The following is a 19461-nucleotide window of genomic DNA, read 5'->3' as shown; positions in this document are numbered from 1 at the left end:
TTCTGGCGGCGGCGGGAACCTCGGATGACAAGGCGCGGGCCGACCTGCACACCACGGCGACGTTGTTGTCGGCGCTCACCGGATCACGGGTGAGCCTGGCGTTCGCGGCCACCGGAGATCCGCAACTGCACGAGGCCGTCGCCCGGGCGCGGCGGCACGGGCGCCGCGACGGTGGGCGCGTCGTGGTCGCCTCCTACCTGCTGGCCGACGGCCTGTTCCAGCAACGGCTGCACGCCTGCGGCGCCGACCTGGTCGGTCAGCCGCTGGGCACCCACCCGGGTCTGGCGCGCTTGATCGCGAACCGATTCCGCCGGGCCCTGCCGCCGGTCCTCGCCGCCACCGCCCGGCGGGCATCACGCCGATCGGGCCCGCATCAGCTCGCACACGCGCACGCGTTGCGGCCCATTCCTTGATCTTTGGTCGTAAACCGGCGATCCTGGCACCATGCCCCCTCGCGAAGAGCCGTCGCATGGGCTCCTTGACCCGGTCGCCAAGATGTTGCGGTTGCCGTTCGGCACACCGGAATTCATCGACCGGATCGTCACCGGAGGGGTCAACCAGGTAGGCCGCCGGACGCTGGGGATGCTGATCACCACCTGGGATGCCGCCGGCGGCGGGCCGTTCGCGGCCAGTGCCGTCGCGTCCACGGGGATGGCCAAGACCGCCGAGATCGTCCAGAGCAATTTCGTCGGCCCGGTGTTCGGTCCACTGCTGAAAATTCTGGGCGCCGACAAGGCCGCCACGCGGGCTTCGTTGTGCGCCTCTCAGCTCGTGGGCCTGGGCATCATGCGCTATGGCATCCGCTCCGAGCCGCTGCACTCGATGTCGGTGGACGCGCTGGTCGACGCGATCGGGCCGACGATGCAGCGCTACCTGGTCGGTGACATCACCCGCTGAGCGCCGCGCGCTCAGGCGGCCCGGGGCTCGTCGTCGCGCGCGATCTGGACGAAGCCGTCGGCGGTGATCCGCACCGGGTACACCGGCACCGAAACATTCGGATCGTCCAGGCAGGAACCGTCTTCGAGCGAAAACGCCTGCTTGAGAATGGGCGACTGAACCGTGACGCAGCCCCCGCGGTCGCCCACGATGCCGCGGGACAGCACGGCCGCGCCGGAGAACGGGTCGACGTTACCCACCGCGCGCACCGAGCCGTCGTCGAGCCGGAACAACGCGGCCTGGGAACCGTCGTCGAGCAGTACGCCGACACCGCGACCCGGAATGAGGTGGTCGTAAGAGCAAGCGCGCGTCCACACCGCAATGTCGTTGAGAAGCGTCATGATACCTTCCTCGTTCCTCCGGGGCTTTCGTCACGGACCGTCGGCATGCCAATGGACACAGGGATTTTGCGGCCGGCATGCTCGGTGAATGTCACGGTCGAATCGACGGCGTCGGGGGCGTTGACGAACGAAACGAACCGCGACAGCTTGTCCGGATCGTCGAGCACGCCCTTCCATTCGCACTTGTAGTTCTGTACATGCCGCTCCATTGCGGCCTCGAATTCCTCTGCCAGGCCCAGCGAGTCCTCGCAGACGACCTCACGCACGTGGTCCAGGCCGCCGGCGAGCGACTCGACCCACGGCGCGGTGCGCTGCAACCGGTCGGCCGTCCGGATGTAGTACATGACGAACCGATCGACGTAACGGACCAGCGTCTCGGTGTCGAGGTCGCTGACCAGCAGCTGCGCGTGCTTGGGGGTCATCCCGCCGTTGCCACCGACGTAGAGGTTCCAGCCCTTTTCGGTGGCGATCACGCCCACGTCCTTGGAGCGCGCCTCGGCGCACTCCCGCGCGCAGCCCGAGACCCCCATTTTGATCTTGTGCGGCGCCCGCAGACCGCGGTAGCGCAGCTCGAGGTCGATGGCCAGCTGCACCGAATCCTGCTGCCCGTAACGGCACCAGTCGGTGCCCACGCAGCTCTTCACCGTGCGCAGCGCCTTGCCGTACGCGTGGCCGGATTCCATGCCGCCGTCGACCAGGCGTTTCCAGATCTCCGGCAGTTGGTCCACCCGCGCGCCGAACAGGTCGATCCGCTGGCCCCCGGTGATCTTGGTGTAAAGGCCGAAGTCCTGGGCGATCTGACCGATCAGGATCAGATGCTCGGGCTTGATGTCACCACCGGGGACCCGGGGCACCACCGAGTAGCTGCCGTTCTTCTGGATGTTGGCCAGGAAGTGGTCGTTGGAATCCTGCAGCGAGGCCTGCTCGCCCTCGAGGATGTGGTCGGAGCCGGTGGACGCCAGGATCGAGGCGACCACGGGTTTGCAGATGTCGCAACCCTTTCCGCGGCCGAAGCGCTCCAACAGGCCCGAGAACGTCCGGATCTCGGTAGCCGAGATGATCTCGAAGAGCTCGGCGCGCGACTGGCCGAAGTGTTCGCACAGCGCCTTGGACTGCTCGACGCCCTCGGCTTCCAGTAGCTGCTTGAGCAGCGGCACGCACGACCCGCATGAGGTTCCGGCCGACGTGCACGACTTGAGCGAGGCGACATCGGCGCAGCCGGCGGCGATCGCGTATTTCAGATCGCCCTTGGTGACGTTGTTGCATGAGCAGATCTGCGCCGAATCCGGCAGGGCCCCAACGCCCAAAGCCTCGCCGCCATCGGGTTGCGCCGGGGCGATCAGCGCGAGCGGGTCCCCGGGCAGCTCGCTGCCGACCATGGGCCGCAGCACCCCGTAAGACGAGGCGTCGCCGACCAGGACGCCCCCGAGCAGGGTCTTGGCGTCGTCGGAGAGCACCAGCTTGGCGTACGTCCGGTTGACCGCGTCGTTGATCGCGACCTCGAGGCAGTTCTCCGTAACCCCCATCGCATCACCGAAGCTGGCCACGTCGACGCCCAGCAGTTTGAGCTTCGTGGACAGGTCCGCTTCGCCGAACTCCGCGATGCCGTCCAGCAACCGGTCGGCCACCACCTCGGCGGAGGTGTAGCCGGGTCCCACCAAGCCGTAGCACCGGCCGCCGATCGCGGCGACCTCGCCGATCGCGTAAATGTCGGGATCGCTTGTCCGGCAGGATAGGTCGGTGAGCACCCCGCCACGTTCGGCGCGCGTCAGCCCGGCGGCGACCGCCAGTTCGTCACGCGGCCGGATGCCGGCCGCGAAAATCACCAGGCCGGCGTCGACGACCTGACCGTCGGTCAGCCGCACCCGCACCGACGTTGACCCGTCCGGCCGCTCAACCGATTCGATCGACTCGGTGCCCGTCCCGACATGGAGCGAGATACCCAGGTCGCCGATCATCCGGGCCAGCAGCGCACCGCCGGCCTCGTCGATCTGCTGGGCCATCAGCCGCGGCATCATCTCGATGACGTGGGTCTGCAACCCGAACTGGCGCAGCGCATTAGCGGCTTCCAGCCCGAGCAGGCCACCGCCGATGACCACGCCCGCGGTGCCGTGCGAGGCTTCCGCCGTGCGCAGGGCACCGGCGCGGATGGCGTCGAGGTCGTCGAGCGTGCGGTACACGTGGCACGCGGGCAGATCGTGGCCGGGCACCGGCGGCACGAACGCGTAGGAACCGGTCGCCAGGACCAAGGTGTCGTAGCTGTGGCGCCGGCCGTCGGCGGTGAGCACCGACTTTGCCGCGCGGTCGATTTCGGCGACCCGCTGGTTCAGCACCAGCCGGACCTGCTCGTCACCCTCGTACTCGTTGCCGGGCAGCGCCAGCAGCTTGCGGTCCCAGCTTTCGGTGTAGGAGGTCAGCCCCACCCGGTCATAGGCCGCGTCAGTCTCTTCGGCGAAAACCGTGATGTGCCAACGTCTCTCGGTGTCACGGGCGCGGAGCGCCTCGACGAACCGGTGCCCCACCATGCCATGTCCGACTACGATGATGTGACGACGCGCACAGCTGGCGCGCGAAATCCCGTCTGCAGACATGGCTTTGAGAGTAACGGCCAGAAATTACGTCTCTTTCGCGCAATGTGACAGTCCTATGACGAGGATCTCACAACTCACAGGGATCCCTGTGAGTGATTGTTCGCTGCGGGCGAACGGCCAGCTGGAACTTTAGCGTGGTCGACTCATGTTTCTACAAGTAGCCGGTCATCGGAGCACCGGCCACAGGAATCTCACAACGAAGATCAAGGAATTGGAAGGGAAGCACCATGAGCAACCTCGCACTGTGGTCGCGACCGGCCTGGGACACCGACCGGTGGTTGCGCGACTTTTTCGGCCCCGCCGCGGCTGCGGACTGGAACAACCCGGCGACCAGCGGTTTCAAGCCCGCCGCCGAGATCGTCAAGGACGGTGACGACGCGATCGTACGTCTCGAACTCCCGGGCGTTGACGTCGACAACGACGTCAACGTCGAGGTGGACCGTGGCCGTCTGGTCATCCACGGCGAACACCGCGACGAACACTCGGAGGAGGAGAACGGCCGCACGCTGCGGGAGATCCGCTACGGCTCGTTCCGCCGGTCGTTCCAGCTGCCCGCCCACGTCACCGGCGACGCCATCACGGCGTCCTACGACGCCGGTGTGCTCACGGTGCGGGTCACCGGTGTGTACGCCGGGAACCAGGCGCAGCGCATCTCGATCACCAAGTAACCCCCGATAACCGCGTGAATCCGGCGGGGCCGCAACGGCTCCGCCGGATTCATGGCATCGGTGGCGTCAGCCCCAGCGGGCGAGCAGCTCTTTGGCGCGGCCCGTCAACGCGGCCTGCAGGAAGGGCCCGAAGCTGATTCGCGCCACCCCCAACGGACCGAAGGTCGCCGGGTCGTCCTGGTCGGGCAGCGCGATCGCATTGACCGGCAACACCAGCTCGGCGGTCAAGCGACGCAACGTGTCAGGGTGGTGGCGGCCGACCGGGTAGAGAACGTCGGCGCCGGCGGCAGCGGCCTGATTCAGTCGCGCCACGGCGCGGTCGACGCGATCAGACTCCTCGCCATCCTGGCGCAGGAACAGATCGGTCCGTGCATTGATGACCACATGTACTGCGGCCGCCTCGGCGGCCGACCGCAACTCGCCGACCAGTTCGGCGTGTTCGGCCGGGGACCGCAGCCGCTTGTCCTCCGAGTGCACGGTGTCCTCGATGTTCAGGCCGACGGCCCCGACGCTCAGCAAGCCCTCGATCAGGCGGGCCGCCGGGAGTCCGTAGCCGGATTCGATGTCCACGGACACCGGGATGTCGACCGCAGCGGTGATCTGCGCGACGCGATCAAGGACGTCGTCGAACGACATGCCCTCGTTGTCGGGTTTGCCGATCGAGTCCGCCATCGGATGGCTGCCCACGGTCAGGGCGGCGAACCCGGCGCCGGCGGCCAGCCGCGCCGACCAGGCATCCCACACGGTCGGCAGGATGACCGGGTTGCCCGGCCGATGCAGCTTCAAGAGAGTGGTCGCGCGCTCGGCCGGCGTGGTGGGGCCCGTCATAAGTATTCGCTCCCTTGGCGTCCGGGCTCAATGGTCTGACGTTCGGCTGTGCCGTGGATAGTATTGAGAGCGTACTGTGATCCGAAACACTGCCGAGGAGATGCGTTGACGAGCACGACTGGCACGACCGAATTCGCCGAACTGCACGACCTCATCGGCGGCCTGCGGCGGTGCGTGAGCTCGCTGCGGGCGCGATACGGCGACAGCCCCGCGATGCGCCGCATCGTCATCGACGCCGACCGCATCCTGTCCGACGTCGACCTGCTCGACACGGACGTGTCCGAATTGGACCTGGCGGGCGCCACCGTGCAGCAGTCCGGCGAGAAGATCGTCATTCCCGACACCCCGTACGACAGCGAATTCTGGCGTGATGTCGACGACGAGGGCGTCGGCGGTTACCACAGGTCCTGAACGACCCGAACCCCCCGACCGAAGCCCCCCGCAGAAGGGGGGCGTCTCTCTGTGTACCCTTCGACAGACAGCCCGTTCGAAGAGGAACAACTAGATGAGCGCACCCACGGCGAACCGTCCTGCGTCCGGTGTCTTTTCACCCACACGCGCCCGTATCCGGCAACGGACCCTACGCACCGACCGGTGGTGGATGTCGCCACTGAGGATCGACCTCGGCTTCGCCGCGTTCATCATCTACGCGACGGCCCGGGCGTTCCAGCAGGATTACTTCTTCGTCCCGAAGTACCACTACCTGACACCGTTCTACTCGCCGTGCGTCAGCAAGGCTTGCGGTGAGGCGGGCGACATCTGGCCGCAGTTCCTGCCGGACGTGTGGTGGTTGCCCTACGCGGCGCTGTCGTTGCCGTTCCTGCTGCTGTTCCGGCTGACCTGCTACTACTACCGCGGCGCCTACTACCGCACGGTGTGGCAGTCGCCCACCGCCTGCGCGGTGGCCGAGCCTCGCGTGCACTACACCGGCGAGACCAAGTTCCCGCTGATCGTCCAGAACACCCACCGGTACTTCTTCTATATCGCCTGCGTCATCTCGATCGTCAACACCTACGACGCGATCGTCGCGTTCCATTCCGAAAGCGGACCGGGTGGATTCGGCTTCGGGCTGGGCAACCTGGTCCTGCTCGGCAACGTCATCATGCTGTGGTTCTACACGCTGTCCTGCCATTCGTGCCGGCACGTCACCGGCGGGCGCCTCAAGCACTTCTCCAAAAACCCTGTGCGGTACTGGATCTGGTCAAAAGTCAGCGTCATCAACATCCGGCACAAGCAGTTCGCCTGGATCACGCTGGGCACCCTGATGCTCACCGATTTCTACATCGCGCTGGTGGCCAGCGGCACTATCGGCGACCTGAGATTTGTTGGCTGAAAAGCCATTTGACTTAAGAAAATCAGAACTTAGCTAGCGAGGGTTTCATGGTTGATGTCGAGCGGCATGCCTACGACGTAGTTGTCATCGGCGCCGGCGGCGCGGGATTACGCGCGGTCATCGAAGCGCGTGAACGGGGTCTGCGCGTCGCGGTGGTAACCAAGTCCCTGTTCGGCAAGGCGCACACGGTGATGGCCGAGGGCGGCTGTGCCGCCTCGATGGGCAACACCAACCCGAAAGACAACTGGCAGACCCACTTCGGTGACACCATGCGCGGCGGGAAGTTCCTCAACAACTGGCGCATGGCCGAACTGCACGCCAGGGAGGCACCGGACCGCGTCTGGGAGCTGGAAACCTATGGCGCGCTGTTCGATCGCCTCAAGGACGGCAAGATCAGCCAGCGCAACTTCGGTGGGCACACCTACCCGCGGCTGGCCCACGTCGGTGACCGCACCGGCCTGGAACTGATCCGCACCATGCAGCAGAAGGTCGTCTCGCTGCAGCAGGAGGATTTCGCCGAACACGGCGACTACGAGGCGCGCATCAGGGTGTTCGCCGAGTGCGCGATCACCGAATTGATCAAGGACGGTGACGCGATCGCCGGGGCGTTCGGCTACTGGCGCGAGAGCGGCCAGTTCGTCCTGTTCGAGGCGCCCGCGATAGTGCTGGCCACCGGCGGGATCGGCAAGTCGTTCAAGGTCACCTCGAACTCCTGGGAGTACACCGGCGACGGGCACGCACTGGCGCTGCGGGCGGGCGCGTCGCTGATCAACATGGAGTTCGTCCAGTTCCACCCGACGGGCATGGTGTGGCCGCCGAGTGTGAAGGGGATCCTGGTCACCGAGGGTGTCCGCGGTGACGGCGGGGTGCTGAAGAACTCCGACGGCAAGCGGTTCATGTTCGACTACATCCCCGCGGTGTTCAAGGGCCAGTACGCCGAAACCGAGCAAGAGGCCGACCAGTGGCTCAAAGACAACGACTCGGCCCGCCGCACTCCTGACCTGCTGCCGCGCGACGAGGTCGCGCGCGCGATCAACTCCGAGGTCAAGGCCGGTCGGGGCAGCCCGCACGGTGGCGTCTTCCTCGACATCGCGTCGCGGCTGACACCGGCGGAGATCAACAAGCGCCTGCCCTCGATGTACCACCAGTTCAAGGAGCTGGCCGGGGTCGACATCACCAAGGAGCCGATGGAAGTCGGACCGACCTGCCACTACGTGATGGGTGGTATCGAGGTCGACGCCGACACCGGAGCGGCCACCGTCCCCGGGCTCTTCGCCGCCGGCGAATGCTCCGGCGGTATGCACGGCTCGAACCGGTTGGGCGGCAACTCGCTGTCGGACCTGCTGGTGTTCGGTCGCCGCGCCGGCCTGGGCGCCGCCGACTACGTGCGGGCGCTGAGCAGCCGCCCGACGATCGGCGAACCCGCCGTGGACACGGCAGCGAAGCGGGCGCTGGCGCCCTTCGAGGCACCGGCCGACGGCGCTCCCGCCGAGAACCCCTACAGCCTGCAGCTGGAGCTGCAGCAGTCGATGAACGACCTGGTCGGCATCATTCGCAACGCCGACGAGGTCTCGGAGGCCCTGGCCCGGCTCGACAAACTGCGGGAACGGTTCAAGAACCTCCACGTGGAGGGGCAACGCCGCTACAACCCGGGCTGGAATCTGGCCATCGACCTGCGCAACATGCTGCTGGTCAGCGAGTGCGTCGCCAAGGCCGCGCTGCAGCGCACCGAGAGCCGCGGCGGGCACACCCGCGACGACCACCCGTCGATGGACTCGTCGTGGCGCAAGCTGTTGCTGGTCTGCGAGGCGGCCGGCGGCGACGAGGTGATACCCGACATCACCATCACGAAGAAGGATCAGACGCCGATGCGGCCCGATCTGCTGGAACTGTTCGACATCGCCGAGCTGGAGAAGTACTACACCGACGAGGAACTCGCCGGGCACCCAGGGCGGGCACCCAGGACGGAGAAGTAAATGACCTACAACGCGACGATGCGGGTGTGGCGCGGCGACGACGCCGACGGTGGTCTGCAGGACTTCACCGTCGAGGTCAACGAGGGTGAGGTCGTCCTCGACATCATCCATCGCCTGCAGCAGACCCAAACGCCCGATCTGGCCGTCCGGTGGAACTGCAAGGCGGGCAAGTGCGGCTCGTGTTCGGCGGAGATCAACGGCTATCCGCGGTTGCTGTGCATGACCCGGATGTCCACGTTCGCCGAGGACGAGGTCGTCACCGTGACGCCGATGCGAACGTTCCCGGTGATCCGGGACCTGGTCACCGACGTCTCGTTCAACTACGAGAAGGCCCGCGAGATCCCGTCTTTCAAGCCGCCCAAGGATCTGCAGCCCGGCGAGTACCGGATGGCGCAGGCCGATGTCGAACGCTCGCAGGAGTTCCGCAAGTGCATCGAGTGCTTCCTGTGCCAGAACGTCTGCCACGTGATCCGCGACCACGAGGACAACAAGAAGTCGTTCGCCGGGCCGCGCTTCTTCATCCGGATCGCGGAATTGGAGATGCATCCGCTCGACACGGGGGACCGCCGCGACCTCGCCCAGGACGAGGCGGGTATCGGCATGTGCAACATCACCAAGTGCTGCACCGATGTCTGCCCCGAAGGCATCAAGATCACCGACAACGCCATCATCCCGATGAAGGAGCGCGTCGCCGGTCGCCGCTACGACCCGGTGGTGTGGCTCGGTAACAAGCTGTTCCGTCGCTGATCGCACGCGCCGCGCGCACCCACCCGGCCGGCGGGGTTAGGCCGGCGCGGTAGCCGGGTAACCACACTGCATCCTGTCGGGCCGCCCGAGAGCGGCCGTGTACCCGCGACCGGAAAGGCAGCTCATGGAACCGAGGCGAGAAACCGCCAGCATCAACAACATTCGTACCGCTATCCGGCAATTGTCGGTACGCGCCCAGCTCGCGAACAAAGAGGGCCGGCACAACGACGCCGCCGAACTCGAGACCCGCATCCAAGGCTTTCGGGAAGAACTGAGCCACCGCCCCTAGCGGGGGCGGGGCCCGAAAAGCCCGCGTCAGGCGCCGAGACGGCGAAAATTGCTCCGGTGAAACACGATGGGCGCCACCTCGGCGTCCACGGTCACCTCGCTGACCCGCAACACCACGATCGTGTGATCCCCGGCCGGAATGAGTTGCTCGATCGCGCTTTCCAGCCAGAGGCCGGTGCCCTTGATGAACACCGCGCCGGTGGTCCTGGAGACCGTCTCCAGACCGGCGAACCTGTCGCCGGTCTTGGCGGCCAGCGTGCGGGCGGCCGCATCGTGCTCCTCGCCGAGCACGCTGATGCCCAGCATCGGCAGGTCCTTGAGCTTGGGCCACGTCGTCGAGGTGTTCTGCACGCAGAACGACACCAACGGCGGGTCCAGCGAGACGGGCACAAAGGTGCTGGCGGCCAGGCCCTCCCGGGTTCCGTTCACCTCGGCGGCGATGGCCACCACGCCGGACGGGAAATGACCGAAGGCCTCACGAAGTGACGACGCTGTCAGCTTGTTGTTCGAGTTCACCGGACTTTTTCGCCCCTAGAGCCCCAGACGTGTTTACGGACGTGACCCTACCCGGCGCGCGCCGCGCCGGCGCAGCCACCCTGAGTCATTCTGCGTCATTCCCGGTCGCCGCGGGCCGCCGAAAATCCGTGCGCGGAGGCGACATCGGGGTGCGAGCGCAACCGGCTCTTCCAGGCGTTGCGGCCGTAGACCGAGAAGATGGGGTCGCCGGGATCGCGGGACGGCGTCCATCGTTGATCGCTGTGCGCCGCGGGCGCCGAAAGTTCCGGGGGCAGCGACAGCACCGGTACGCGCGCGTCGAGGCGCGGATTGAAGAAATAGGGCACCGAGATCCGGTCTCCCGGCCGCCCCTGCAGGTTGACCCGGTGTTCGGTGGCCCGTAGGTAGCCGCGCGTTGCCGCCTCCAGCAGCTCACCGATGTTGACGATGAACGCCCCGTCGCGCGGCGGCACGTCGATCCAGCCGTCGTCGGAGCACCGCCGCACCTGCAGGCCCCGGCTCTCCGGCTCCGCCAGCAGCAGCGTGAGCACGCCGGCATCCCGATGCGCACCCACACCCTGGGAGCTGCCCGCGTGTCCCGGGTAGCGAATGATTTTGATCAGCGTGGCCGGGGTTTCGGCGAAGGCCGAGTCGAACACGTCGGCCGGGCTACCCAGGGCGGCCGCCCAGTGTCGCAGCAGGGTGCGGGCCACCGAGGACAGCGCAGCATCCCACTCCTCGACGATTCCGGGCAGCTCCGGCAGCGCGGCCGGCCACTGGTTGGGCCCCTGGAGCCACCGGTAGTCGGACCTCCCCAGCCCGCCGATCGGCGGCCGTTGCGGCCCGATGTCGATCTGCTCGCGCCAGTCCACCTCGCCGCGGGTCAACTCGCCACCGAGCCGGGTGTAGCCGCGGAAATGTGGGCTGCGCACCATGGCGACCGAGTCCTTGTCCGCCTGCGGCAGCTCGAAGAGCCGGCGAGCCGCCCCGAGCACCCGCGTCACCAGTTCCGGCGGGACCCCATGACCGGTCAGATAGAAGAACCCGACCCGGTGGCCGGCCTCGCGCAGACCGGCCCGCAGCCGACCGGGAGCGTCCCGCAGGTCCACGACGGGCACTGGAGTGACGCCCCGCACACCAGTCGCATCTCCAGCATCGCCGCAGGTAGAGCGGATCCCGGATGGCATCACCACGCCCTTTCCAACCGGTTGGTTAATTAGGTAATGAAATTTAGCTCACATCGACTTGCATCCCGCTGACGCGAACGATATTTTAGTGTTGTTACTGGTGGGTAACTTAGACCTAGTACCCAACCACAAGTGGCATTCTCAACGAGGAGGACCGTAGTGAGCCACTACAAGAGCAACGTCCGCGACCAGGCGTTCAACCTGTTCGAGGTTCTGGGCGTTGACAAGGCGTTAGGCCAGGGCGAATACAGCGACCTGGACGTCGACACCGCCCGCGAAATGCTGAACGAAATCAGCCGGCTGGCCGAGGGGCCGATCGCCGAGTCGTTCGTCGAGGGCGACCGCAACCCGCCGGTCTTCGACCCGAAAACGCACTCGGTGACGCTGCCCGAATCTTTCAAGAAGTCCGTCCACGCCGTCATCGAGGCCGGATGGGACAAGGTCGGCCTCGACGAGGCGCTCGGCGGCGTGCCGATGCCCAAGGTGATGCTCTGGGCGCTGCACGAGCACCTGCTCGGCGCCAACCCCGCCGTCTGGATGTACGCCGGTGGCGCGGGATTCGCCCAGATCTTCTACAACCTGGCGACCGAAGAGCAGAAGAAGTGGGCCATCATCGCCGCGGAGCGCGGCTGGGGTTCCACGATGGTGCTGACCGAGCCGGACGCCGGCTCCGACGTCGGCGCCGGCCGGACCAAGGCCGTTCAGCAGGACGACGGCTCCTGGCACATCGACGGCGTGAAGCGGTTCATCACCTCGGGTGACTCTGACGACATGTTCGAGAACATCTTCCACCTGGTGCTGGCCCGTCCCGAGGGTGCCGGACCCGGCACCAAGGGTCTGTCGCTGTTCTTCGTGCCGAAGTTCCTGTTCGACTTCGAGACCGGTGAACTGGGCGAGCGTAACGGCGTCTTTGTCACCAACGTCGAGCACAAGATGGGCCTGAAGGTCTCGGCTACGTGTGAGCTGACCTTCGGCCAGCACGACGTACCGGCCAAGGGCTGGCTCGTCGGCGAGGTGCACAACGGCATCGCGCAGATGTTCGAGGTCATCGAGAACGCTCGCATGCTGGTCGGCACCAAGGCCATCGCGACGTTGTCGACCGGTTACCTGAACGCTCTGGCGTACGCCAAGGAGCGGGTGCAGGGCGCCGACCTGACCCAGATGACCGACAAGACCGCGCCGCGCGTGACCATCACGCACCACCCGGACGTGCGCCGCAGCCTGATGACCCAGAAGGCCTACGCCGAGGGTCTGCGCGCGCTGTACCTGTACACCGCGACCTACCAGGACGCGGCGGTCGCCAAGGCACTGCACGGTGTGGACGCCGACCTGGCCGTCAAGGTCAACGACCTGATGCTGCCGATCGTCAAGGGTGTCGGCTCCGAGCAGGCCTACGCCAAGCTCACCGAGAGCCTGCAGACCTTCGGTGGGTCCGGCTTCCTGCAGGACTACCCGATCGAGCAGTACATCCGGGACGCCAAGATCGACTCGCTCTACGAGGGCACCACCGCCATCCAGGCGCAGGACTTCTTCTTCCGCAAGATCGTCCGCGACAAGGGTGTGGCGCTGGCCCACGTGTCCGAGCAGATCCAGAAGTTCGTCGACAACGAGTCCGGCAACGGCCGGCTCAAGTCCGAGCGGGAGCTGTTGGCCAAGGCCCTGACCGACGTTCAGGCGATGGCGGCCACGCTGACCGGCTACCTGATGGCGGCCCAGGAGGACGTGACCAGCCTGTACAAGGTGGGCCTGGGTTCGGTGCGCTTCCTGATGAGCGTTGGTGACCTGGTCATCGGCTGGTTGTTGCAGCGTCAGGCCGCGGTGGCCGTGGCGGCGCTCGACGCCGGCGCCAGCGGCGAGGAGCGGTCCTTCTACGAGGGCAAGATCGCGGTGGCATCGTTCTTCGCGAAGAACTTCCTGCCGATGCTGACCAGCACCCGCGAGGTCATCGACACGCTGGACAACGACATCATGGAGCTCGACGAGGCCGCCTTCTAGGCCGCCTCGAACGGACGCACAAATCCCCCGCTTCGCTCGCGAAGCGGGGGATTTTGCGTTGGCCGGCCCAGCGGCTGGGCGGCAGCCAACCCGGCGCAACAGCCAAAAAGGCCGCCGCTGGATCCCCTCACTCCAGCGGCGGCCCTTTTCGTTCGCCCATCGGTGGAACTGACAGGCGGTCGTCCCCGGGATGCCCCGTATTGCCGTCGGGGTCGGGGGTCAGACCACAACACGGGGCTATCCGGGGTCACGGATACCCGTCGCCTCTGATCACTAACCCGATGTGACCCATTTCATGGGCCCGACCGGTCAGGCCTCCAGGATCGCGGCCACTCCCTGGCCGCCGGCCGCGCAGATCGAGACCAGGGCGCGCACGGGTTTGTCCGCGCCCTTCTGCTCGGCCTTGCGTTGCGCGAGCTGCTTGGCGGCCTGCGCCAGGATCCGCCCGCCGGTGGCCGCGAACGGGTGGCCGGCGGCCAGCGATGAGCCGTTGACGTTCAGCTTGGACCGGTCGATCGAGCCCAGCGCGGCGTCCAGGCCCAGGCGTCCCTTGCAGTACTCCTCGGACTCGAAGGCCTGCAGGTGGGCCAGCACCACCGACGCGAACGCCTCGTGGATCTCGTAGAAGTCGAAGTCCTGCAAGTTCAGGCCATTGCGGGCGAGCAGCCGCGGCACCGCGTAGGTCGGGGCCATGAGCAGGCCGTCGCGGCCGTTGACGTAGTCGACCGCCGCCGTCTCCGCATCCACCAGGTAAGCCAGCGGGGTCAGCGAGTGAGCGGCCGCCCACTCGTCGGTGCCCAGCAGGGCCACCGACGCGCCGTCGGTCAGCGGGGTCGAGTTGCCGGCCGTCATCGTCGCGTCGCCGGCCTTCACCCCGAACACCGGCCGCAGCTTGGCCAGCTTCTCCGCCGACGAGTCCGGTCGCAGGTTGTCGTCGCGGTACAGCCCCAAAAACGGTGTGACCAGGTCGTCGAAGAAGCCGCGATCGTAGGCGGCGGCCATGTTGCGGTGGCTGGCGGCGGCCAGCTCGTCCTGGGCGACGCGCGGGATGCCCATCTGCTTGGCGGTGATCGCCTGGTGCTCCCCCATGGACAGCCCGGTGCGCGGTTCGCTGTTGACCGGGATCTCGACGCCCAGCGTCGCGGGCAGCGTGCCCACCAGCTTCAGCCGTTGGACGTTGGACTTGGCCCGACGCAACTTCAGCAGGGTGCGGCGCAGGTTGTCGCCCAGGCCGATCGGCGCGTCGGAGGTGGTGTCCACCCCGCCGGCGGCGGCCACCTCGTAGCGGCCGGCCGCGATGCCGTCGGCGGCGGCGATCGCCGCCTGCAGCCCGGTGCCGCAGGCCTGCTGCAGATCGAAAGCCGGCGTGTATGACGACAGCTGCGAACCCAGCACGCACTCGCGCGTCAGGTTGAAGTCCCGGCTGTGCTTGAGAACGGCGCCGCCGACTACCACCCCGAGTCGCTCGCAGGCCAGCCCGAAGCGATCCACGAGCCCGCCCAGTGCGGCGGTGAACATGTCCTGGTTGGAGGCCTCGGCGTAGGCGCCGTCGGATCGGGCGAACGGGATGCGGTTCCCACCCAGGATGGCGACGCGACGCCGCTCGGAGCTGCGCTGAGCAGCCGGTGTACTTGCCTCAGAACCTGCAGGGGCCACTGTTTTCTCCGTGCTTTCGCGGTCTATCGGTTTGGGATTCGCCCGTCTGGGGCCATACTACCCACTGTTCTTACTCTGCAGTAAGTTCGTCCTCGATACGGTTGTGCTGTAGGCATACCCGACTTCGCAAGAACATGGAAGGTAGCTCCGGTGGCTCCCAAGGTCTCGTCCGATCTGTTCTCTCAGATCGTCAACTCCGGTCCTGGCTCGTTTCTCGCCAAGCAGCTCGGTGTTCCGCAACCCGAGACGCTGCGCCGCTACCGCGCGGGTGATCCGCCGCTGGCCGGGTCGCTGTTGATCGGCGGGGAGGGCAGAGTCGTCGAGCCGCTGCGCGCGGCGCTGGCCAAGGATTACGACCTGGTGGGCAACAACCTGGGCGGGCGCTGGGCCGACCAGTTCGGCGGGCTGGTGTTCGACGCCACAGGCATCACCACGCCAGAAGGACTCAAAGAGCTGTACGAGTTCTTCACACCGCTGCTGCGCAACCTGGGCCATTCGGCGCGCGTCGCGGTGGTCGGCACCACGCCCGACGCCGCCGCGAGCCCGCACGAGCGGATCGCGCAGCGGGCGCTGGAGGGCTTCACCCGCTCGCTGGGCAAGGAGCTGCGCAACGGCAGCACGGTGGCGCTGGTGTATCTGTCGCCGGACGCCAAACCCGCTGCGACGGGCCTGGAATCGACCATGCGGTTCATCCTGTCGGCCAAGTCCGCGTACGTCGACGGGCAGGTCTTCTACGTCGGGGAGGCGGACTCCACCCCTCCGGGCGACTGGGAGCGGCCGCTGGACGGCAAGGTCGCCATCGTGACCGGCGCGGCCCGCGGTATCGGTGCGACCATCGCCGAGGTGTTCGCCCGCGACGGCGCCCGCGTCGTCGCGATCGACGTCGAGTCGGCCGCCGAGGCGCTGGCCGAAACGGCCAGCCGGGTCGGGGGAACCGCACTGTGGCTCGACGTCACCGCCTCCGATGCCGTCGACAAGATCACCGAACACCTGCGCGAGCAGCACGGCGGCCGCGCCGACATCCTGGTCAACAACGCCGGGATCACCCGCGACAAGCTGCTGGCCAACATGGACGATGCGCGCTGGGACGCTGTCGTGGCTGTCAATCTGCTTGCCCCGCTGCGCCTTACCGAGGGGCTGGTGGGCAACGGCAGCATCGCCGAGGGTGGCCGGGTGGTCGGCCTGTCGTCGATGGCCGGCATCGCGGGTAACCGCGGCCAGACCAACTACGCCACCACCAAGGCCGGGATGATCGGCCTGACGCAGGCGCTGGCGCCGGAGCTCTACGGCAAGGGCATCACCATCAACGCCGTCGCACCGGGATTCATCGAAACCCAGATGACGGCCGCCATCCCGCTGGCCACCCGCGAGGTGGGGCGCCGGATGAACTCGCTGCTGCAGGGCGGACAGCCGGTGGATGTCGCCGAAGCCATCGCCTACTTCGCCAGCCCGGCCTCAAACGCGGTGACGGGCAACGTTATTCGCGTCTGCGGCCAGGCCATGCTGGGCGCATGAGCGTCAGGAGAACGTGATGAACCAGCCAAGCGGCCTGAAGAACATGCTGCGCGCGGCCGCCGGGGCCCTGCCGGTGGTGTCCCGCGGCAGCGCGCTGCCCACCCGCACGGTCACCATCGAGGACCTGCCCATCGACCGCACGAACGTGGCCGAGTACGCGGCGGTCACCGGTCTGCGCTACGGCAACTGCGTGCCGCTGACCTACCCGTTCGCGCTGACCTTTCCGGCGCTGATGTCGCTGGTGACCGGGTTCGACTTTCCTTTTGCCGCAATGGGATCGGTGCACACCGAAAACCACATCACCCAGTACCGCCCGATCGCGGTCACCGACACCGTCGGCGTGCACGTGCACGCCGAGAACCTGCGCGAACACCGCAAAGGTCTGCTGGTCGACTTGGTGACCGATGTCAGCGTCGGCAACGACACCGCGTGGCATCAGGTGACGACGTTCCTGCACCAGCAACGCACCAGCCTGTCCGACGAACCCAAACCGCCCCCGCAGAAGCAGCCCAAGCTGGCGCCACCGCCCACCGTGCTGCGCATCAGCCCGGGCCGCATCCGGCGCTACGCCGTCGTCGGCGGCGATCACAACCCGATCCACACCAACCCGATCGCGGCCAAGCTGTTCGGATTCCCCACCGTGATCGCACACGGAATGTTCAGCGCCGCAGCCGTATTGGCTAACATCGAAGCCGCGATTCCCGACGCGGTGCGATACTCGGTGCGATTCGGTAAGCCGATGGTGCTGCCCGCGACCGCCGGTCTCTACATCGACGAACACGACGACGGCTGGGACATTTCGCTACGCAACGTCGCCAAGGGCTATCCGCACCTGACCGGCACCGTCCGGCCGCTTTAGTGCTGACGGTGGCGACCCGCCACTAGCCCGCGTGCGTTGTATCGCGGCCGCAGACAAGCACTTTCAGCGCGTACGCGCTGGTGGCGGTGAGCAGGAAGAGCGCAAACAGCCACAGCGGCGGCCGGGCGAGTTCCCAGACGAAGATCGCCGCCCAGATCGGCGAACCCTGGGTCACCGCGAGCACACCCGCGGCCCCGGCCAGCGACACCGCCGGCACGTGCAGGTGCGTCCCGCCCGCCCAGTTGATCATCAGCACCAGCGCGGTCCCGGCCGCCGCGCCGGTGGCCAGCGACGGTGTCAAGAGTCCGCCGGCCCCGCCGGCGCGCAGGAACAGCGCGGTCAGTAGGGGTTTCAGCGCCAGAATCGCCAGCGCCGACACCAAAGTCATGCCGCTGGCCAGGCTGACCGTCAGGATGCTGCGGCCGTTGCCGGGCAACTCGGGCCACCAGTGCGAGCAGACGCCCATCACCAGGCCCGCCCCGGCCAGCGCCGGGATCAGCACCCAGCTCCGCAGCTGGCGGGCCGGCCGCGCCGCGGCCATCAACCGGTTGAAGGCCAAACCCACCGCGAGAGTCACCGGCGCCAACAACAATCCGTGTGCGGTCAGCAGATAGGTCGACTCGCCGATCGGCCACGGCAGGTTCGGTTGATCGCGGGTGATGGCCGAGCCGACGGCGACCGCCAAGCCGGAGGAAAGCAAGGCCGCACCCACCGCGCGCGGCCGCCAGGTGTGCAGCAGGATCCGGATCGAGAACAGCGCCCCTGCCAGCGGAACCGCATACACCGCGCCCAGCCCCGCCCCCGCCGCACAGGCCAGCAGGACCTCGCGGTCAGGCGGGGAGAGTCGCTTGAGCCATGCGGTTCCCAAATCGCCCAGCGCCGCGGCGAATTGGCGTGGGGCGCCCTCCCGCCCGAGCGATGCTCCGGATCCGACGAGCAGCACCTGCAGCAGGGCGTCGACGCTCCACGAAAACCGCGGTACGCGTTCGGAGCGGGCAATGGTTTCCGCCAGGGGCGGCACGTCCGTTCTGCGGCGCAGCAGCCACCAGCCGAGCGCCGCCAACGCGCCGCCGATCATCGGGCCCACCGCACGGCGGATCGGGCTGCTGGAGGCGACCCCGGCCAGCAGCGAGCCGAAGCTGTAGTGGTAGGTGGCGTGCTGGACGACGCCCAGCACGAACGTCGTCGCCAATCCGGCAACACCGGCGAGCAGCCCGACGATGATTACCGCGCAAAAGAACTCGAGGTTGCCGCGGTCCGATCGCGGGGCGGGCATTCGGGCCACCTGAAGGACTGTAGGTCTAGTCGCCGGCGGCGTCCGAGCCGCCCGGCTGCGACCGGGCTGCTTCCCGTTCCTCGGGCGAGCCCTTGAGGCCGTACCAGAACAGGTCGATCATCAGCTGGGCCGCCTCGTCGACATCGATATCGCCGGTGGACAGCCGATTGGCCACCGCCTCGCCCGCGCCCACCAGGGCAACGGCCATCATCTCGTGCTCGCGGTCCGGCCGCGGGGTACGGCTGCCGGCCCGCACGAGCCCGGCCACCAGGTCGATGATCTGCTCGCGCCCCTCACGCACCATGTGGGCGAACGCCTGCGAGCTGGTGGCCTGGGTGTACATCACGATCCAGGACGCCCGATTGGCGTCGATATAGCGCATGAACGACACGATGGTGTTGCGCAGCATGTCATTCGGGCTCTGCCCGAAATCCATGTCGGCGCGCACCACGTCGATGAACCGGCTCATCTCCCGGTTCAGGCAGGCGCCGAACAGATCCTCCTTGGAGCCGTAATACAGGTACAGCATGGGCTTGGAGATCTGCGCCTGGGCGGCGATGGCGTCCATCGAAGTCTCGTGGTAACCGTTGACCGAGAACATCTGTACGGCGGCGTCGAGCATCTGCTGCTCGCGGACGGCACGCGGTAAGCGCTTGGTACCACCCGCCATCGCTCGCCTCTCTAGACCGTCTATCTGACTCAAGAGTAAGCAATGCGCCCGGGCCGCACACGCATCAGTCCCTTAGGGCGGCGACCAGCTAGTCCCCACG

General features: G+C 67.3%; 19 protein-coding genes. 11 read left to right on the top strand and 8 right to left on the bottom strand.

All coding sequences use genetic code 11. From position 1 onward, the window contains the following. On the top strand, positions 1-413 hold a 413-nt coding region (locus Q0W90_RS05530; protein WP_297773526.1), incomplete at its 5' end, for a CbiX/SirB N-terminal domain-containing protein. A 31-nt stretch (positions 414-444) separates the two neighbouring features. Beyond that, on the top strand, positions 445-897 hold the full coding sequence (locus tag Q0W90_RS05525; protein ID WP_297594496.1) for a hypothetical protein: 453 nt from the start codon (positions 445-447) through the stop codon (positions 895-897). Between the two features lie 11 nt (positions 898-908). Here Q0W90_RS05525 and nirD read toward each other — a convergent pair whose 3' ends face one another. Next, positions 909-1277: a nitrite reductase small subunit NirD gene (gene nirD, locus Q0W90_RS05520; protein ID WP_297594494.1), complete on the bottom strand. Its 369-nt coding sequence runs from the start codon at positions 1275-1277 to the stop codon at positions 909-911. Continuing rightward, positions 1274-3868: a nitrite reductase large subunit NirB gene (nirB, locus tag Q0W90_RS05515; protein WP_297773524.1), complete on the bottom strand. Its 2595-nt coding sequence runs from the start codon at positions 3866-3868 to the stop codon at positions 1274-1276. The genes nirD and nirB overlap by 4 nt, the downstream gene beginning before the upstream one ends. A gap of 227 nt (positions 3869-4095) precedes the next feature. Between nirB and Q0W90_RS05510 the strand changes: the two genes are divergently transcribed. Further along, entirely contained in the window at positions 4096-4536 is a 441-nt protein-coding gene (locus Q0W90_RS05510) for an Hsp20/alpha crystallin family protein (RefSeq protein ID WP_297773522.1), read from the top strand. 66 nt (positions 4537-4602) lie between these two features. Here the strand turns inward: Q0W90_RS05510 and Q0W90_RS05505 are convergent, their stop codons facing one another. Then, entirely contained in the window at positions 4603-5364 is a 762-nt protein-coding gene (locus Q0W90_RS05505; RefSeq protein ID WP_297697854.1) for an isocitrate lyase/phosphoenolpyruvate mutase family protein, read from the bottom strand. 105 nt (positions 5365-5469) lie between these two features. Here Q0W90_RS05505 and Q0W90_RS05500 point away from each other — a divergent pair, with 105 nt between their 5' ends. The 5 genes from Q0W90_RS05500 (at position 5470) to Q0W90_RS05480 (ending at position 9709) form a co-directional block, all read left to right on the top strand. After that, positions 5470-5775, top strand: a complete 306-nt coding sequence (locus Q0W90_RS05500; RefSeq protein WP_297594486.1) for a hypothetical protein — start codon at positions 5470-5472, stop codon at positions 5773-5775. A gap of 94 nt (positions 5776-5869) precedes the next feature. Further along, positions 5870-6697: a hypothetical protein gene (locus Q0W90_RS05495; RefSeq protein WP_297697852.1), complete on the top strand. Its 828-nt coding sequence runs from the start codon at positions 5870-5872 to the stop codon at positions 6695-6697. 47 nt (positions 6698-6744) lie between these two features. Beyond that, positions 6745-8673: a fumarate reductase/succinate dehydrogenase flavoprotein subunit gene (locus Q0W90_RS05490; RefSeq protein WP_297773520.1), complete on the top strand. Its 1929-nt coding sequence runs from the start codon at positions 6745-6747 to the stop codon at positions 8671-8673. Further along, complete coding sequence (locus tag Q0W90_RS05485) at positions 8674-9420, top strand: succinate dehydrogenase/fumarate reductase iron-sulfur subunit (RefSeq protein ID WP_297697848.1); 747 nt, start codon at positions 8674-8676, stop codon at positions 9418-9420. 124 nt (positions 9421-9544) lie between these two features. Beyond that, positions 9545-9709 (top strand): hypothetical protein, encoded by a 165-nt coding sequence (locus Q0W90_RS05480; protein WP_297697846.1) that lies wholly within the window; start codon positions 9545-9547, stop codon positions 9707-9709. A gap of 26 nt (positions 9710-9735) precedes the next feature. Here Q0W90_RS05480 and Q0W90_RS05475 read toward each other — a convergent pair whose 3' ends face one another. Beyond that, entirely contained in the window at positions 9736-10224 is a 489-nt protein-coding gene (locus tag Q0W90_RS05475; RefSeq protein ID WP_297697844.1) for a flavin reductase family protein, read from the bottom strand. Positions 10225-10319: 95 nt separating this feature from the next. Further along, positions 10320-11390: a 2-oxoglutarate and iron-dependent oxygenase domain-containing protein gene (locus Q0W90_RS05470; protein ID WP_297697842.1), complete on the bottom strand. Its 1071-nt coding sequence runs from the start codon at positions 11388-11390 to the stop codon at positions 10320-10322. A 159-nt stretch (positions 11391-11549) separates the two neighbouring features. Here Q0W90_RS05470 and Q0W90_RS05465 point away from each other — a divergent pair, with 159 nt between their 5' ends. Beyond that, on the top strand, positions 11550-13385 hold the full coding sequence (locus tag Q0W90_RS05465) for an acyl-CoA dehydrogenase (protein WP_297697840.1): 1836 nt from the start codon (positions 11550-11552) through the stop codon (positions 13383-13385). Between the two features lie 309 nt (positions 13386-13694). Here the strand turns inward: Q0W90_RS05465 and Q0W90_RS05460 are convergent, their stop codons facing one another. Continuing rightward, a complete protein-coding gene (locus tag Q0W90_RS05460; protein WP_297773517.1) occupies positions 13695-15041 on the bottom strand; it encodes an acetyl-CoA C-acetyltransferase in 1347 nt (448 codons plus the stop codon). Between the two features lie 150 nt (positions 15042-15191). Between Q0W90_RS05460 and Q0W90_RS05455 the strand changes: the two genes are divergently transcribed. Together Q0W90_RS05455 and Q0W90_RS05450 are read left to right on the top strand one after the other, a co-directional pair. Next, on the top strand, positions 15192-16556 hold the full coding sequence (locus tag Q0W90_RS05455) for a 3-oxoacyl-ACP reductase (protein WP_297773515.1): 1365 nt from the start codon (positions 15192-15194) through the stop codon (positions 16554-16556). A gap of 16 nt (positions 16557-16572) precedes the next feature. Continuing rightward, positions 16573-17415 carry a MaoC/PaaZ C-terminal domain-containing protein gene (locus tag Q0W90_RS05450; RefSeq protein ID WP_297697834.1) on the top strand — a complete coding sequence of 281 codons (843 nt, stop codon included), beginning with the start codon at positions 16573-16575 and terminating at the stop codon, positions 17413-17415. A 22-nt stretch (positions 17416-17437) separates the two neighbouring features. Here Q0W90_RS05450 and Q0W90_RS05445 read toward each other — a convergent pair whose 3' ends face one another. Together Q0W90_RS05445 and Q0W90_RS05440 are read right to left on the bottom strand one after the other, a co-directional pair. Beyond that, entirely contained in the window at positions 17438-18691 is a 1254-nt protein-coding gene (locus Q0W90_RS05445; protein WP_297697875.1) for a chloride channel protein, read from the bottom strand. A gap of 25 nt (positions 18692-18716) precedes the next feature. After that, positions 18717-19361 (bottom strand): TetR/AcrR family transcriptional regulator, encoded by a 645-nt coding sequence (locus Q0W90_RS05440; protein WP_297697832.1) that lies wholly within the window; start codon positions 19359-19361, stop codon positions 18717-18719. Between the last annotated feature and the right edge of the window lie 100 nt (positions 19362-19461).

The organism is Mycobacterium sp. (genome assembly GCF_025933915.1).
Taxonomy (GTDB): domain Bacteria; phylum Actinomycetota; class Actinomycetes; order Mycobacteriales; family Mycobacteriaceae; genus Mycobacterium.
The sequence above is the reverse complement of the archived record's forward strand: the minus strand, read 5'-3'. Positions and strand labels throughout refer to the sequence as shown.